Here is a 15,896-nt window from a genome sequence, read left to right as displayed (position 1 = left end):
GTAGCCAACAATGTGCTTATGCCTGATAACGACATAAAAACATGGTAACGATGCTTGCGGCAATGTCATCTTTTTGTTGTTCGTTTAATGGCTCTTCGACTTGAAATATTAATGGCCAAAAACATTGGCCTTTAATCAAGCTTTGCACTTCTGTTTGGGCCCGTTCCACATTTTTCACTGTTAAGCGTCCGTCCAGCGTTGCTGCTTTTATCCAGCGTAAAATAGCCGTTTCTTCTTTAATTACCTTTTGTAATTCTTCTTGCATTTCGGTGGTATAAAACAGATGGCCAATCACCATTCGCGATACTTCAACGTGCTCTTCTGATTGAATATAATCCATATCAAAACGCACCAACTGTTGCAGTTGTTCAGCCAAAGGTTGATGTGAGTCATATACCACAGAGGGTTGAGATAATGCTTGTTGCCATAAATCAGTCATCAAGGTCATCACCAAAGCTTCTTTGGTGGCAAAGTGGTTGTACACTGTTCGCTTAGACACTCCAGCTACTTCGGCTAATTTATCCATACTCGTTGCCGCAACCCCTAATTCTTTAAAGGTTGTTCTAGCTGCTTCAATAATCGCGGCGCGTTTAATCTGGCTGCGTGTTTGCTTTTCTGTGTTCATTGGTTTCATCTAATCAATCTTATTGTAATATTTTACACTGAGTAGTTTACTTTTCAACAAGGGATTATTAAACTACACCGTGTAGTTTACTTTTGGAAGCGATAGATGAAAATATTAATGAGTCTTTTAGTCGCGCTTGGTGCATTGATTGTGATTATTTTGATCAATAAATATTGGACTGAATTGCGTGGAAATAAGACACAAATCTTCAGCAATACCGAGAAAGTCTATCAAGCGGGTATTAGCAGCTTATGGCCAATTGCCAAAGCCTATTGGTCGACAAAGCGTCAAGCGCCCATTCCCCAAGGTGTGATCCCATTAGAAGCATTAACCCCAGAGATATTGGCTCAATCGACACAAGATACCGTTTATCGTTTAGGTCATTCGACGTTATTGATGCGTCTTGATGGCGAATATTTATTGATTGATCCGGTATTTAGCGAGCGAGCATCACCGGTGCAGTGGGCAGGACCGAAACGTTTTCATCAATCGCCAATCAGTATTGCTGATTTACCGGCAATAAAGGCGGTGATTATTAGCCATGATCATTACGACCACCTCGATAGCGCTGCCATTGAGCAATTGGCTACCAAGGTGCAACATTTTGTTACCCCACTTAAAGTGGGTAAGTACTTAACGGCTTGGGGCGTTGATCCTATTCAAGTGACCGAACTGGAATGGTGGCAGTCTGTTGAATTAAATGGCTTGAGTATTACCGCGACACCAGCGCAACATTTTTCAGGCCGTGGCTTGCTTGATCGGAACCAAACCTTATGGGCGAGTTGGGTTATTCAAGGTTTACAACATAAGGTGTTTTTTAGCGGAGACAGCGGCTATTTTAGTGGATTTAAAGAAATTGGTGAGCGTTATGGGCCATTTGATCTCAGCATGATTGAAACGGGCGCCTATAATGAATTGTGGAGTGATATTCATATGTTGCCAGAGCAAAGCCTACAGGCGCATATTGATGTTAAAGCAAAGGCAATGATGCCAGTACACAATGGCACTTTTGATTTAGCGTTACATGATTGGTTTGAGCCTTTTGAACGTATCAACCTGTTAGCTAAACAGCAAAATGTCACCTTGTTAACGCCAAAATTTGGTCAAGCGGTGATGTTAGCCAATCCGCAAGCTAGCGAGTTGTGGTGGCGTGCCATTATGCTTGACCCACAAAAAACAGATGAATTAAATAAGGTTGTCATCAACAATAACTAAGTTAATGTATTAACAGTGAACGTAGGCATGGATAGTTAATCCATAAATTGACTTTACCAGCATGTTACCAGGTAGTGTATTTAATGACTTAATAGGTAATGTTTGTTTGATTACCTGCGTATCGATTACAGTTTGATAACATATTCAATATATTTAACTGAAACTTATTATTTATTTACAATTTATTCGCATTAGCTTAGTTGTTTGAATTTTATACCTATGCGATAAAGTACACAGAAAATTTAACAGTTTAATTTTAGCTATTTTCAAATGAAATTCCTCAAGACTGAGGTGTCATATTGAAAATAAATTGGAGTAGGAGCACTCATGCACAAAGCATTGAAAGTCGCCGCAGTTATTTCTGCTGCATTATGGATTACCGCATGTGGTCAAGGGGATGAAAATGCCCAGTCACAGCAACCGCGACCACCTACACCCGTTGGCGTGATGACAGTTGAAGCAATTTCGCAAGCGATTAAGGTTGAATTACCGGGTCGAAGCCGTGCCTTTTTAGAAGCTGAAGTGCGTCCACAAGTGTCAGGTATTATCACTAAGCGTGCTTTTACCGAAGGCACCGAAGTTAAACAAGGTCAATCTCTGTATCAAATTGATGCAGCCACTTATAAAGCGGCATTAGTGAGTGCAGAAGCCGATCTTGCTAGCGCAAATGCGGGTTTAGCCTCAGCAAAAGCCAAAGCGGCGCGTTATGCCAAATTAGTCAAAACCAATGCAGTCAGTAAGCAAGATTTTGACGAGACGGAAGCGTTATTTAAAGAAGCACAAGCTTCAGTAGCGGTAGCGAAAGCCGCTATTAATACTGCGACCATCAACACCGAATATACTGAAGTTAAAGCACCGATCTCTGGTCGTATTGGTAAGTCATCTGTTACTGCTGGCGCGTTAGTGACCGCTAATCAAAGTAATACCTTAGCGACAATTCAACAGCTTGATCCGATTAACATCGACATCGTTCAGTCAAGTGCACAATTATTGCGTTTAAAAGCCAATTTACGTTCAGGCCAGTTATTGAAAAGTGACAATGCTAAAGTGACCTTAATTCTTGAAGACGGCAGAACATACGATCAACAAGGTATATTACAATTTGCTGAAGTGAATGTAGACGAAACTACCGGTTCAGTGACGTTACGTGCCGAGTTCCCTAACCCTGACGGTACCTTGTTACCCGGTATGTATGTGCGTGCGCTATTAAATGCTGGCCAAGACCCACAAGCTATTTTAGTGCCTCAACGTGCCATTACCCGTAATTCCAAAGGCCAAGCGGTTGCAATGATAGTAAACCAAGACAGTAATGTTGAAATGCGCGTGGTACAAACCGCTGAAGTGATTGGTCATCAATGGCGTATTGTCGATGGTTTGTCTGTTGGCGATAAGTTAATTGTCGAAGGATTACAAAAAATCCGCCCTGGTGCACCGGTTTCTGCACAGGTGTTAACGGCTGACCAACCACAAAAGTAGGGAATCATTATGGCTCGTTTTTTTATTGATCGCCCTATTTTTGCGTGGGTGATTGCACTATTAATTATGCTTGCAGGTGTGTTAGCCATCAGAGGCTTACCCATTGCGCAGTATCCAAGTATTGCACCGCCAACCGTAGTGATCAGTGCTTTCTATCCTGGTGCGTCGGCCAAAACCATGGAAGACACTGTCACTCAGGTGATTGAGCAGCGCATGACTGGGCTTGATCACTTACGCTATATTTCTTCAACCAGTGACAGTTTTGGTAATGCGAAGATTACCCTAACGTTTAATGCTGAGGCTGATCCAGATATTGCTCAAGTACAAGTTCAGAATAAGCTGCAAGCGGCTACGCCATTGTTGCCTACTGAAGTTCAACAGCAAGGTGTACAAGTTAACAAGTCCAGTTCTGGATTTTTAATGGTACTTGGTTTTGTGTCTTCTGACGGTTCGATGGGCAAAAGCGATATTTCTGATTATGTTGCTGCCAACGTTCAAGACCCAATGAGCCGTGTACCTGGTGTGGGTGAACTCACGCTTTTTGGTGCGCAGTATGCGATGCGTATTTGGTTAGACCCGTTTAAGTTAACTCAATACAAATTAACCAGTATTGATATTATTGCGGCAATACGTGAGCAAAATGCCCAGATATCAGCAGGACAATTAGGTGGTGCCCCTTCGGTTGCAGGTCAAGAACTTAACGCGACCGTATCAGCACAGAGCCGCTTACAAACCCCTGAGCAATTTAAGCAAATTATTGTTAAATCTGACTCATCAGGTGCCAATGTTTATTTAGGCGATGTCGCCAGAGTTGAGTTAGGTGCAGAAAGCTACGCAGTAGACTCATATTACAATGGTAAACCAGCGTCGGGCCTTGCATTCAAGCTGGCTACAGGCGCGAATGCGTTAGACACGGCAGAAGGCATTAAAGCCAAAGTTAATGAGATGAAAGAGTTTTTTCCTCAGGGACTTGAAGTCGTTTATCCCTATGATACAACGCCATTCGTAGAGCAATCGATAGAAGGTGTTGTGCACACATTGATAGAAGCCATTGTGTTGGTATTCTTGATTATGTATCTGTTCTTACAAAATTTTAGAGCAACGCTTATTCCTACCATTGCGGTACCTGTGGTATTGCTAGGTACGTTTGCGGTGTTATCAGCAGCAGGTTTCACCATCAATACCTTAACCATGTTCGCCATGGTATTGGCTATTGGTTTGCTGGTGGACGATGCGATTGTGGTGGTGGAAAACGTCGAACGCGTGATGTCGGAAGAAGGCTTAAGTCCGCTGGAAGCCACCCGTAAATCGATGGACCAAATTACCAGTGCGTTAGTGGGTATTGGTTTGACCCTGTCAGCTGTATTTGTACCAATGGCATTTATGTCTGGGTCGACAGGGGTTATTTATCGTCAGTTCTCGATCACCATTGTATCGGCTATGGCCTTGTCGGTGTTTGTGGCAATTGTACTAACGCCTGCGTTATGTGCCACCATGCTAAAGCCTGTTAAAAAAGGCCATACTCATGCAGATACCGGTTTCTTCGGTTGGTTTAACCGTAAATTTGATGCCATGACATCACGTTATGAATCAAGTGTTGGCAGTATTTTAAAGCGTTCATTCCGTGTCATGTTGATCTACGTTGGTTTGGTTATCGCAGTGGCCTGGATTTTCTTACGCATGCCAACTGCATTTTTACCCGATGAAGACCAAGGTATCTTGTTTACCCAAGCTATTTTGCCAACCAACTCAACCCAAGAAAGCACGGTTAAGGTCTTAAAAGAGGTATCCGACTATTACCTTACCGAAGAGAAAGAACTCGTAAATTCAGTGTTTACTGTGGCGGGCTTTAGTTTTGCGGGTTCTGGTCAAAACATGGGTATTGCGTTTGTGAGCCTAAAAGATTGGTCCACACGTGAAGCGCCGGGTGAAGATGTTAAGTCGTTAGCGGGTCGAGCTATGGGTCGCTTTATGCAAATTAAAGAAGCCTTAGTGTTTGCCTTTGTGCCGCCATCAGTGATTGAACTTGGTACCGCAAATGGTTTTGACGTTTACTTAAAAGACTTAAACGGTCAAGGACATGCCAAGTTAATTGAGGCGCGTAATCAATTATTGGGCATGGCTGCGCAAAACGCTAATCTTGTAGGGGTTCGTCCAAATGGACAAGAAGATGCGCCTATCTATAAAATTAATGTTAATCACGCCAAATTACGTGCTTTAGACATTGATATTAATAGTGTGAACAGTGTCTTGGGTACCGCGTGGGGTGGGTCGTATGTGAATGACTTTATCGACCGTGGCCGAGTTAAGAAAGTTTATGTTCAGGGTGAGGCTAAATACCGTATGCAACCTGGCGACTTAGACTCTTGGTATGTGCGTAACAATAATGGTGAAATGGTGCCGTTTTCGGCATTCGCATCAGGTTCCTGGGAGTTTGGTTCACCTCAGTTGCAACGTTTTAACGGTGTGCCTGCGGTTAACATTCAGGGCGCTACAGTCCCGGGCTACAGTACCGGTGCGGCGATGGATGCACTTGAAAAAATGGCTGAGAAGCTTCCACCTGGCTATGGCTTAGAGTGGAATGGTTTGTCGTACGAAGAGCGTTTGTCGGGTAACCAAGCGCCTAGCTTATATGCGTTATCTATTTTAATCGTATTTTTAGTGTTAGCGGCATTGTATGAAAGCTGGTCGGTACCATTATCGGTCATTTTAGTTGTTCCACTCGGGATTATTGGTGCCTTACTGGCAATGAGTGCTCGTGGTCTGCCTAATGACGTATTTTTCCAAGTAGGCTTGCTAACCACGGTGGGCTTGGCGACTAAAAATGCCATTCTAATTGTCGAGTTTGCTAAGGAATACTACGAGAAAGGCTCAGGCTTAATTGAGGCAACCTTGCATGCTGTTAGAGTACGTTTACGCCCAATTCTAATGACCTCTTTAGCATTTGGTCTAGGTGTTGTGCCATTAGCGATTAGCTCAGGAGTAGGCTCTGGTAGCCAAAATGCCATCGGTACTGCGGTATTGGGCGGTATGATGACCTCCACCTTCTTAGGTATCTTCTTTGTGCCGTTATTCTTTGTGGTGGTTGAACGCATTTTCAGTAAGCGTGAAAAACCGACTGAAGAGGAAAATGAAAAAGTGGATAATGATAGAAAAGATATTTAATTTTTTACATTATTGATTGTCAAAAGCCCAGTTTTGCTGGGCTTTTTTGTGACTATTGTTTCTCGATAGATGCAGCTGCTAATAAATAGCCTTAATGGTGTTAAGTCAGCATTATTAAACGATATTTTGATTATTTGTGCAGGGGAAACTGTAAATGTGTTTAAAAAACACTCTTGTGCGAATGGTTTTAGGTAGTTGATAAAACTAAAGATTAAAATTTTAACTGTATAGTATTCAACCGTGCTAGTACTATTTTTTGTGTTATAGTTAAGATCTGAATCAAAACAGTTTATTAACATCTATTGGTGTTTTGCTTACTCTTTTGTGGTTTATTTTTAGTAAAGGTATCGCCAATAAAGATGAACTTTTGATTAAATAATGATTATGATAGTGAATAACAATAATAAAGGATGTCACCATGCAGGCGCTGTTTATAAGCCTCACTTTAGCCGCTATTCTGGCTTATCTTTGGTATGCCAGTTTACTTAAAAAACGCACTTCAGCCATTGAAGCGCTGAAAGTGATCGACTCAAAAATTGATAAAAGACTGACATTGTTTACCGAGCTATGTCAGGAAAAACCATCTTATCCACGCCCTTTAACAGATGACCAACAAGCCCAGTTGGAGCAACTAAAACTGTTACAGCCCGAACATGATTGGGAACAACCGATTGAAGAGTCAAATATGGCTGGTGGCTCTTTGTCGGTATCGATAGCCGCTTGGCAGCAGATTGATCAAGGTTTAGAAGCGCTATTAGCTACAGTGAATAAAGACAAACTGAGTGCGGATCAGCTCGCTGAATATATACAGCTAGAGCTCGACTTTGTGCACGCAGAAGACTTTTACCGTAAAGCCGTAGATGAGTTAAACAGTGGGGTTAAAATTTTCCCAGGTTCGGCGGTGGCAAAATTCGCCCGTATCGCGCCGATGCCTATATTCGATCAAGTGCAGGAATAGTCACATGACATGGCGTAATCGGCAGACGCTATTGGGTATCGCTACCTTGTTGGTTTGTGTTTGCATACCTGTGCAGGTACAAGCCAAGCAAGTGGTTTACCCTGCCGTGGAAGACGTTGAAAAGCCGCAAATCAAAGCTAAGTATATTCCTCAGCAAGCCGCAGCAAAAAAGCAGTTATCGTTACAGCAATCTCAAACTACCACAGCTGAAAATCACCCAGCGCCGACTATAGAAACATATAACGTGTTGAGTCGCCGCAACACTAAGCCTGCCGATGAGCAATCAATTAATGATCAGCTGTCGTTGAATGCAGGCTATGTAGGAAACAAACAGAAACCGCGTACCTTAACCAATAATTATGCGTTAACGAAAGCGGGCACAGTATCGAGTAAGCCTCGTGTTAAAGCCAGTTACTCCGAAAATGGTATTGTCAGTGATTTAGGCGTTGAAAAGCGTAAAGTGTTTCAATACAAACAAACCAATGGGGTGATGGTGTTTAGCGATCAGCAACCGCTGGATATAGACTATCAAGTGTTATTGTATGAATGTTTTGCATGCCGGGTCGATTCGGTTATCGATTGGTATAAGATACCATTATTTACCTCACATTTCGCCGCCGACGTCGCTTTAGCCGCGCGGCAGTATCAGCTTGACCCTGCACTTATTCGAGCAGTGATCCATGCAGAATCAGCGTTTAAAATTGGCGCATTATCCAAAGCAGGAGCCAAAGGCCTAATGCAATTAATGCCAGGTACTGCTAGCGATATGGACGTCGATGATCCTTTCAATGCTCAACAGAATATTCGTGGTGGCAGTCGTTATCTTGCGCAGCTATTAAGCCAATTTAACGGCGACATTGACCTTGCGTGTGCGGCATACAATGCCGGCCCAACGACGGTGATGCAATACCGCGGTATACCGCCCTATCCTGAAACACAAGCTTATGTGAAGCGCGTAAAAATATTATTAAAACGCTACCAAAAAGCATTAGCCAGTTAATTTAAGGTATTTATTAATGAACCATGTAATTCATAAAGTACAACCTAAGCGGGTCAAACTCAGTCGTAACAACGGTTATTGTTTAGCGGGTATGGCCGGGTTGCTGATATTGGGTGCTGTAACAGTGCCAGCATTTGCTGCCGACAAATCAACGTTTGTTGCCCCATCACAAGAAGATGTGCGTTTATACGACATTGCTACCGCACCACAAGCTAAGCGGATTGAACAAGATATTCGTACTTTAGTTGGCTTCGGGACCCGTCATACCTTGTCGGATACCCAATCTGATACCCAAGGTATTGGTGCCGCTAGGCGCTGGATTGAAGCTGAGTTTAATCGTATATCCAAAGAGTGTGGTGGCTGTTTAGAAGTGGTAACGGTTAGTGACACTGTTCAAGGTAAACGAATCGAAAATCCAACCGAAGTGGTTAACGTTATCGCGATTCAGCGTGGTAAAACGGATCCTAAGCGTGTGGTGATGATGAGTGGCGACATTGATTCTCGCGTTAGCGATGTGTTGGATGCCACCTCAATTTCTCCTGGTGCTAACGACAATGCATCGGGTGTGGCTGGGGCGCTAGAAGCTGCACGAGTATTATCAAAATATCAATTTAACGGCACTATCGTTTATGCTGCATTGTCGGGCGAAGAGCAAGGTTTGTATGGCGGCAATATTTTAGCTGACTATGCCAAAACGCAAAATTGGCAGGTTCAAGCAGTATTAAATAATGACATGATTGGCAATATATCTGGCATTAATGGCGTGGTGAATAACAGCAGTGTACGGGTGTTTTCTGAAGGCGTACGTTTTGCCGAAACCGCAGATGAAGCCAAAGAACGCTATTTTAGTGGCGGCGAAAATGATTCTGCTTCACGCAATTTAGCTCGTAAAATTAAATCGCTAGCCGACCAGTACATGACTAATTTAGAGGTGATGTTGGTGTATCGACTCGATCGTTTTGGTCGTGGTGGGCATCATTTACCGTTTAATCAGGCTGGTTTGCCTGCCGTGCGGATTATGGAAACCAACGAGAACTATAATCGTCAGCATCAAGATATACGGGTAGAAAATGGTATTGCTTATGGTGATGTGATTGAAGGTGTTGATTTTGGATTTACCGCCAAACTGACCGCACTTAATGCGCTAAGTTTAGCGTCACAAGCATGGGCACCCGCGCCACCAACCAAGGTGACCATTGCAGGGCAAGTATCGCCGAGTACCACCTTAAGTTGGGCCAGTAGTGACGACAAAACCGTTGTCGGTTATCGCGTATATTGGCGCTCAACAACGGTAGCGGAATGGACTCATAGCCGCTATGTCGGCAAGGTTAATCAGTTCACGTTAGATAATATGGTTATCGACAACTATTTGTTTGGTGTCGCGAGTGTCGCCGCGAATGGCAATGTTAGCCCGGTGGTGTTTCCGGGTGCAGCAGGTGCATTCTTTAAATAACGCTCTGTAACAGCAATTAAAGATAACCAACAAAAATGCCCAAACCGTTGCAGCGGTTTGGGCATTTTTCGGTTTGGGCATTTTTATATAATCAATAATCAGCAATCATTCTTCACATAGCACAGCAACATAAACCCTGCGGAGGGTAAATTATTCGTCCACTTCCCACTTCACAGTAGTATGACCGTCAGCACGGCCTAATAGTGGCGTCAAATAATCTAACGCCTCTTTAGCCAATACATCCAATTGCCAAGGTGGGTTTATTACCCATAAACCCGCGGCCGTCATACCAAACTCGTCACTGTCAGCACTCACCGCTTGTTCAATACGCAGTTGTCTCTTAATGCCACTATTTTTTAGTAGCGTTAACATTGCTTCTGTTTGCTCACGTTTGACCACTGGATACCATAAAAGAAATGTCCCTGTTGCAAAGCGTTTGTGGGCTTTAATGATGGCTTGAGCAACATCTTGATAGTCAGTTTTCATTTCATAACTTGGGTCGATTAATATCACTCCACGACGTTCTAATGGCGGTACCGCGGCAATTAATCCCTGTAAACCATCACCTTTAATGACTTTGACTTGTTTGTCTTCAACAAAATAATCTGCTAATAACTCATGGTCAGTACCGTGGAGTTCGTGTAACACCATACGATCTTGCGGACGAAGCTCAACATCTACAATAGCGGGTGAGCCAGGGTACACGGTTAACTCGCCATCAAACTCAGTGTTAAAGTGCTGCACAGTTTCAACATAGTTGGCCAATGCAGTGGGTAAATTAGCGTGGTCCCATAGTTTGGCAACACCCTCTAAATACTCTCCGGTTTTTTGGGCGAACTCATCGGTTAATGAGTAAGCACCTGCGCCTGCATGAGTATCGATATACACATAAGGTTTATCTTTTTTCTGCATGGCTTTTAATACTTGAATAAGCATAGAGTGCTTAAGTACATCGGCATAATTGCCTGCATGATAACCGTGGCGATAACTGAGCATGGGCATTTCCATTTACTAAATGAGACAGCAAAAACTGTGTAATAGCGACATTATAAGTTTTCTAGCGCGCGAGGTATAGGTGTTCACTGGTGATGGCTTTTGGCATAATGGCGTAGTTTCTTACATTGGCATGGTAATCATCTTGTTGCAGACACCTATCTTCTTTAATCAGCAGTATCCCTCATTAGTCGATATAGCCCAGCGCTGGCAGTTGGTGTGGGACAAAGACGCCGCTTTTGAATTGCGTTTCGAGCAAAACTGCTTGAGTTTACATAAGCGAGATGAGCCTAAGCTTGACGGCATTAGCGTTGACTTTGTGTCTGGTGCTGTGGCGCATCGACGTAAGTTTGGTGGTGGACGCGGTCAATCGATTGCTAAAGCTGTCGGGCTAAAGCAAGGGGTAACACCCACCGTTGTTGATGGCACCGCAGGGCTTGGTCGAGATGCTTTTGTACTGGCAAGCCTAGGTTGTAAAGTGATTATGGTTGAGCGTCATCCTGTAGTGGCGGCATTGCTTGAAGATGGTTTACGCCGCGCTTATGAAGACGCTGAAATAGGCGAGTGGATGCGCGATTTGATGAGCTTATTTCACGGCTCAAGTATCAGCGCGTTAGCCGACGCCGCGAAGTCGTCTGGCACTGAGATCGATGTTGTTTATCTTGACCCTATGTACCCACACCGTGAAAAATCAGCCCTGGTTAAAAAAGAAATGCGCGTGTTTCAAACTCTGGTCGGCGCAGACTTAGATGCAGATGGACTGTTAGCACCCGCTATGGCACTCGCCACTAAGCGCGTGGTAGTAAAGCGTCCTGATTACGCAGAAGACTTGAATGGTGTTAAACCGAGTATGGTGTTAGCGCAGAAAAAAAACCGCTTTGATGTCTACGTAAAATCCGCGATGAAATAACGGTGGGTTTGGTGTCTTATATTCGCGACAATAAGTATACATTTTATGGCGTTATTGCCATTTTGCTGTGGAGTACCGTCACGGCATTAATCCGCGATTTATCCGAATTATTTAGTCCCATTGCTGGTGCTGCAATGATGTATACCGTCAGTGCGTTATTTCTAATGTCGGTTATGGGAATACCCAAAATAAAAGATTACCCTAAACGATATTTATTTATCGGCGGCGGGTTATTTGTCACTTATGAAATCTGCCTCGCATTATCTTTAGGCATGGCCAATAGCCGACTTCAAGCAATGGAAATGTCGATTATTAACTACTTATGGCCTGCGCTGACGATATTGTTAAGCGTTATTATTAGTCGTAACAAAGTGAATGTTTTGGTTTACCCGAGTATTTTGTTGGCATTTACAGGTGTTGCTTGGTGTATTGCTGGCGACCAGGGTATTTCACTTAGTCTGTTGTTAAGTAATATTTCGGACAACCCATTAACCTATTCTATGGCCTTTTCAGCGGCATTTATTTGGGCGATTTATTGCGTAGTCACTCAAAAAATCAGTAACGGAAAAAATGCCATTACACTGTTTTTTAGTGCGACAGCGACAACGTTATGGATACAATATTTTTTAAGTAATGAACCCAGTTTACACTTCACCTTACCATCAACGTTTACACTATTACTTGCTGGTATGGTAATCGGCACCGGTTATGCTTTGTGGAACCAAGCCATTATTGGTGGAAATATTATATTGTTAGGCACCTTGTCATATTTTACCCCAGTGTTTTCGACCATGTTTGCTTCTGTTTATTTGTCGATTTCGCTCACGGGGTCATTTTGGCAGGGCGTAGCATTGGTCACGTTAGGCTCTCTTATTTGTTTTTTAGTCACTAGAACCAAAAAACCGTCTTTATCTCATTAATATTCACATCATTAGATCATCACGAGATCACTAAAGTAGCATTACCTTATTTCCAAGAGGATTTTGGTTAGGTGTAATTGCAATTGTGTTTCTTTAGCGCTAATTTGCTGCTCGCAACCGTATTCCGCAGATCACACACTAATAACGCATCACTCTATTTCACTCGGATTAACATAATGAGATTCTATTTTACTCGCATGAGATCAAAGGATATTTGTCCTCCCAGGCAACCGCTTAAGAAAATTATTTGGTCATGGATTGGCGCATTTTGTGGTATTTATTTAGTTGCAGGCTTAGCGTTTTATACGGCCGCGAATCCTATGGGGAGCATGTTTGTAATAGGGTCTTTTGGTGCGTCAGCAGTGTTGGTTTACGGTGCCCCCTTAGCGGAGTTTTCTCAGCCCCGTAATTTAATAGGTGGTAGCGTAATATCAGCGTTAATTGGTGTTGCAGTTTATCAAGTTTTTACTGATTATATCGTGCTTGCCTGCGCTTTGGCTGTATCACTATCTATTGCGTTAATGTACTTTACCAGAACCCTTCATCCGCCTGGCGGTGCCACAGCATTGATTGCTGTTATTGGTGGTGAAAACGTGCATCAGCTAGGCTTTCTTTATGCCTTAATGCCAGTTTTTTTAGGTACGGTATTACTCCTGATCGTCGCGTTAGTGGTCAATAACCTTTCCACAGACCCCAAGCGTCACTATCCTGTTTATTGGGTGTAAGCGTCCGGTGCGGTAGATACTCTGTCGTGACCGCAACTCGTTTATCTCAATGATTTATTTTTGAAGTGACCTACAACATTTTCGGCTTGACCTGATGTTGCTCAATATCGTTTTTCTCCAATGAAGTTTGCTTGATCGGGATAGTGATATTAAGTGCATAACTCAGTAATCAAGCCGTGTATTTCTAGTTAACCGACTTATGTAATGTGGTGTTTCTGCCGCCACCTAAACCACATAGTGCACACAGCACACCAGCAATCGCACATAACCATAATGGCGCATCCCAACTGCCTGTTGAAGTGTGCAACGCGCCCGCCACCATAGGCCCAACGGCTGCCAGTAAATAGCCCACACTTTGTGACATACCAGAAAGCGATGCGGCTTGGTGCGGATCATCGGTGCGTAAACTAATAAACGATAGTCCCAAAATAAAACAGGCCCCAGAGCAAAACCCCAGCATTAGTGTCCATACAAAAGCAAAGTGAGGCATGTAAAGCAGCCCAAGTGCACTGCCTGCACTGAGTAGTGCCAAAATAAAACTTAGCGCGCTTTGATCTTTTAATTTAGCCAGTAACGGAATTAATATTAAGCCAGGAAGTGCTGTCGCAATTTGAAAGGCACCATGATACGCCCCCGCTTCAACGGCCGAGTGGCCTGTGTCGGTCAATATGCTTGGTAACCACGTAATGATGATGTAATTCAGAAATGAGTTTAGGCCTAATAACAAGCTAATTTGCCAGGCTAATAGATAGCGCCATACACTTTTCGAGGGTGCCGATTGATGTGCTGAATAAGTTGGTTTCGTGTGTTTACCCAGCTGAGCGGTCCACACAATTAAGCTGGCAACTGTGATGATGGCTGCCGAGCCCAGTGCCAGTTGCCAGCCTAAGCCATTGAGTTGACTAAGCGGAAATACCAGAGCCGAAAACCCACCTGATACCACTCCCATCGTGAGCACGTAGGCTGAGGTCATGAGCGCAATTTTAGTGGCAAAATCTCGTTTTATCAGACTGGGTAGTAACACGTTTGCAATTGCGATACCGACGCCAATAATGGCAGTACCAATGAGTAACATGGCTGATGAGTCGACAAATCGAGCTCCAATACCGAGCAATATCAGTATTAGCGCGGCAAACAAGGCATGTTCTAATCCTTGTTTTCGGGCAAAAAAAGCCGCCATAGGTGAAACAATCGCAAAGGCAATTAGTGGCAGAGTGGTTAAAAATCCAGCTTGAGATCCGCTTAGGCCAAAGTGACTAATAATTTGCTCCAGCACAGGAGCAATGCCGGTAAAAGGCGCGCGTAAATTAGCTGCAATAAGCAAAATTCCTATGACGAGTAATGCGCCAGAGAATCGAGACTGTGGTTTAGTATTGTCAGTTTGTAACGTCATTAGCTGCTTTAGATTTCACTTAATAATGGTTGCTAGTATAAAGATTTGTCGAACGATATAATTTAGAGATAGTGACATTAAATAACGAAAAACTGACAAAATTATGTTTGAAGCAATTGGCTGGGATGAAATAAAGAATTTTGAATATATGCCGCAACCCATTATTGCCAAGATAGAGCACGCCTGTGCCAGCCATGAGATCCCTTTACACACTCACCCTAAAGGCCAGTTAATTTTAGCTTTGCATGGTTATGTTACCTGTGAGGTATCGGCAAAAATGTGGATGGTGCCAACTCATAGCGCTATCTGGATCCCTGCAAATAAAGTTCACAGTAATCGCGCCTCAGATAATGCTGAGCTCTGTCATGTATTTATTGATGGCAGCATGCAAGGAATGCCGCAAAATACCTGTACATTGGCTATTACGCCTTTAGTTAAAGAGTTGATGTGCACGCTTGCTGGTAGCGATCAGCATTATCGTGTAGACAGTAAAACCGCACGGCTTGCACAGGTACTATTTGAGCAACTCATTGAGATGCCTATTCAACATTTAGACTTTGTTCTGTCTAAAAATGTGGTGATTCAAGCGATGAGCCAGCAATTGATAAATCAGCCTAACGATAGAAAAACACTGCCGCAATGGGCCAAACAATTTGCCTTAACAGAGCGTACATTGGCGCGACTGATCACAAAAGAAACCGGGATGACATTTGGAAAATGGCGCACTCAACTGCATATCATTATTTCACTACAAGCGCTTTCAGATAAACAGAGTGTGCAACAGGTGTCTGAGTTATTAGGCTATGAGTCGGTAAGCGCATTTATTACCATGTTTAAAAAAGTAATGAAAATATCACCGATGAAATACATGAACGAGTTAAATGCTTACTGATAATAAGTATGCACAAGTTGGCTAGGTGATTGTTATTTTGTGTTTAGCTATGTCGGTATTTATCTACATCTACATTTACTCCTTAACCAACAACGGTCGTCATACGACAACTTTAGCCGATTTTTTGAGCAAGGTTATCAATGTGTGATTTTTCAGTTGCATTAAGTGTCT

12 protein-coding genes and 1 pseudogene are annotated in these 15,896 nt (G+C 43.2%); 10 read left to right on the top strand and 3 right to left on the bottom strand.

The genetic code is table 11. From position 1 onward, the window contains the following. Positions 1 to 16 precede the first annotated feature (16 nt). Positions 17 to 634 (bottom strand): TetR/AcrR family transcriptional regulator, encoded by a 618-nt coding sequence (locus tag GUY17_RS20000; RefSeq protein WP_162024117.1) that lies wholly within the window; start codon positions 632 to 634, stop codon positions 17 to 19. A 96-nt stretch (positions 635 to 730) separates the two neighbouring features. On the opposite strand from GUY17_RS20000, the gene GUY17_RS19995 reads away from it, so the two are divergent. From GUY17_RS19995 to GUY17_RS19970, 6 genes and pseudogenes are all read left to right on the top strand, one after another. After that, on the top strand, positions 731 to 1,840 hold the full coding sequence (locus tag GUY17_RS19995) for an MBL fold metallo-hydrolase (protein ID WP_101088553.1): 1,110 nt from the start codon (positions 731 to 733) through the stop codon (positions 1,838 to 1,840). Positions 1,841 to 2,167: 327 nt separating this feature from the next. Beyond that, entirely contained in the window at positions 2,168 to 3,316 is a 1,149-nt protein-coding gene (locus GUY17_RS19990; protein WP_101088552.1) for an efflux RND transporter periplasmic adaptor subunit, read from the top strand. 9 nt (positions 3,317 to 3,325) lie between these two features. After that, entirely contained in the window at positions 3,326 to 6,481 is a 3,156-nt protein-coding gene (locus GUY17_RS19985; RefSeq protein ID WP_101088551.1) for an efflux RND transporter permease subunit, read from the top strand. Between the two features lie 418 nt (positions 6,482 to 6,899). Further along, complete coding sequence (locus GUY17_RS19980; protein WP_162024116.1) at positions 6,900 to 7,439, top strand: hypothetical protein; 540 nt, start codon at positions 6,900 to 6,902, stop codon at positions 7,437 to 7,439. Positions 7,440 to 7,818: 379 nt separating this feature from the next. Continuing rightward, positions 7,819 to 8,439: pseudogene (locus GUY17_RS21245) on the top strand (lytic transglycosylase domain-containing protein); the annotation flags it as partial. 16 nt (positions 8,440 to 8,455) lie between these two features. Next, complete coding sequence (locus tag GUY17_RS19970) at positions 8,456 to 9,892, top strand: M28 family peptidase (protein ID WP_162024114.1); 1,437 nt, start codon at positions 8,456 to 8,458, stop codon at positions 9,890 to 9,892. 150 nt (positions 9,893 to 10,042) lie between these two features. Here GUY17_RS19970 and GUY17_RS19965 read toward each other — a convergent pair whose 3' ends face one another. Further along, positions 10,043 to 10,888 (bottom strand): 23S rRNA (adenine(2030)-N(6))-methyltransferase RlmJ, encoded by an 846-nt coding sequence (locus GUY17_RS19965; protein WP_162024113.1) that lies wholly within the window; start codon positions 10,886 to 10,888, stop codon positions 10,043 to 10,045. Between the two features lie 130 nt (positions 10,889 to 11,018). Here GUY17_RS19965 and GUY17_RS19960 point away from each other — a divergent pair, with 130 nt between their 5' ends. From GUY17_RS19960 to GUY17_RS19950, 3 genes are all read left to right on the top strand, one after another. Next, the gene (locus tag GUY17_RS19960; RefSeq protein WP_162024429.1) at positions 11,019 to 11,795 is read left to right on the top strand and encodes a class I SAM-dependent methyltransferase; all 777 of its coding nucleotides are present in this window, start codon (positions 11,019 to 11,021) and stop codon (positions 11,793 to 11,795) included. 11 nt (positions 11,796 to 11,806) lie between these two features. Then, a complete protein-coding gene (gene yddG, locus GUY17_RS19955; protein ID WP_101088547.1) occupies positions 11,807 to 12,715 on the top strand; it encodes an aromatic amino acid DMT transporter YddG in 909 nt (302 codons plus the stop codon). A 176-nt stretch (positions 12,716 to 12,891) separates the two neighbouring features. Further along, entirely contained in the window at positions 12,892 to 13,440 is a 549-nt protein-coding gene (locus GUY17_RS19950) for an HPP family protein (RefSeq protein ID WP_101088546.1), read from the top strand. A gap of 184 nt (positions 13,441 to 13,624) precedes the next feature. Here the strand turns inward: GUY17_RS19950 and GUY17_RS19945 are convergent, their stop codons facing one another. Continuing rightward, positions 13,625 to 14,833 carry an MFS transporter gene (locus tag GUY17_RS19945; RefSeq protein WP_162024112.1) on the bottom strand — a complete coding sequence of 403 codons (1,209 nt, stop codon included), beginning with the start codon at positions 14,831 to 14,833 and terminating at the stop codon, positions 13,625 to 13,627. Between the two features lie 103 nt (positions 14,834 to 14,936). Here GUY17_RS19945 and GUY17_RS19940 point away from each other — a divergent pair, with 103 nt between their 5' ends. Continuing rightward, positions 14,937 to 15,725 carry a helix-turn-helix domain-containing protein gene (locus GUY17_RS19940; RefSeq protein WP_162024111.1) on the top strand — a complete coding sequence of 263 codons (789 nt, stop codon included), beginning with the start codon at positions 14,937 to 14,939 and terminating at the stop codon, positions 15,723 to 15,725. Positions 15,726 to 15,896: the final 171 nt, after the last annotated feature.

It is taken from the genome of Shewanella sp. Arc9-LZ (assembly GCF_010092445.1).
GTDB lineage: Bacteria > Pseudomonadota > Gammaproteobacteria > Enterobacterales > Shewanellaceae > Shewanella.
The sequence above is the reverse complement of the archived record's forward strand: the minus strand, read 5'-3'. Positions and strand labels throughout refer to the sequence as shown.